1 protein-coding gene is annotated in these 1,361 nt (G+C 61.8%); it reads left to right on the top strand.

Going from position 1 to position 1,361, the window contains the following annotated elements:
* Positions 1-93 precede the first annotated feature (93 nt).
* Positions 94-1,200: an IS5 family transposase gene (locus GCT19_RS42050; RefSeq protein WP_408582421.1), complete on the top strand. Its 1,107-nt coding sequence runs from the start codon at positions 94-96 to the stop codon at positions 1,198-1,200.
* Positions 1,201-1,361 lie beyond the last annotated feature (161 nt).

Here is a 1,361-nt window from a genome sequence, read left to right on the forward strand (position 1 = left end):
CCTAGCAGGCTGTTGAATTTGGGTCCCGTGTAAACGGGGTTTGAGGGACGGGCGTTATGGATATCGTGTTCATGATCTTTGGCAGCGGATGCGATGCGCGGAATGGATGAGATGCAGGAACCCCTGTTCACGACGGTCAAGCTCGAGGACTTCGTCCCGGCAGATCACCCGTTGCGACCGATCCGGTTGCTGGTGAATGACGCGTTGAAACGGCTCAACGGGCTGTTCAGCGTCATCTACGCGGACACCGGCCGTGCCTCGATTGCGCCTGAGAAGCTGATGCGGGCGCTGCTGTTGCAGGTGTTCTACTCGGTGCGCAGCGAGCGCATGCTGATGGAGCAGATGCGCTACAACCTGCTGTTCCGCTGGTTTGTCGGGCTGGCGATTGAGGACGCGGTGTGGGACCACTCGGTGTTCTCGAAGAACCGCGACCGGCTTCTGGAGCATGAAGTCGTGGAAGCGTTCTTCACCGAAGTCATGAGCCTGGCGGACAAGCGGGGCTTGCTGTCGAGAGAGCATTTCTCGGTGGACGGCACGCTGATTCAGGCGTGGGCCAGTCACAAGAGCTTCCGCCGCAAGGACGGCCCGGACGATGGTCCGCCAGCCGGCGGTGGCCGCAACGCCGACACTGACTGGAAAGGCGAGCGACGTAGCAATGCCACGCACGAGTCGACTACTGATCCGGAGGCGCGATTGTTCAAGAAGAGCCACAAGAGCCCGGCCACCCTGTGCTACCACGGGCACATCCTGATGGAGAATCGCTCGGGGCTGGTGGTCGGCGCCGTGGTGAGTCACGCAGATGGTTTCGCCGAGCGGGCCAGCGCATTGCAATTGCTCGATTGCGTGCCAGGCGCTCATGCGAAGACAGTTGGTGCCGACAAGGCGTATGACACCCGCGACTTCGTGAACGATTGCCGCGCTCGCAACGTGACACCGCATGTCGCGCGCAACGATGAGCGCTGGGGCGGCAGCGCAATCGATGGTCGCACTTCGCGGCATACGGGCTACCGGATTAGCCAGATCATCCGCAAACGAATCGAAGAGCATTTCGGCTGGGGTAAAACGGTCGGTCGGATCCGGCAGACGGTCTATCGCGGTATCAAGCGCGTCGACCAGCACTTCAAGCTGACGATGGTTGCGAGCAATCTGACCCGCATGGCCCGAATGCCAGGGGTGGTGCCGCAAGGAGCGGCGCGATGAGCCGTCACGGCGTGAAGACTGCGCGCCAGCAGGGCTGCATGCGTGCGCATGCCCCACGCGGATCGCGCGGCAAACCGGTAATTCAGCGGGAAATTGCACGCGCAAGTCTCCTGAACGTAGCTTCGGTCGTCATGACGGGGCGCTTTTCAACAGCCTGCTAG

The organism is Paraburkholderia atlantica, assembly GCF_009362785.1.
In the GTDB taxonomy this organism is placed as follows: Bacteria; Pseudomonadota; Gammaproteobacteria; order Burkholderiales; family Burkholderiaceae; genus Paraburkholderia; species Paraburkholderia atlantica.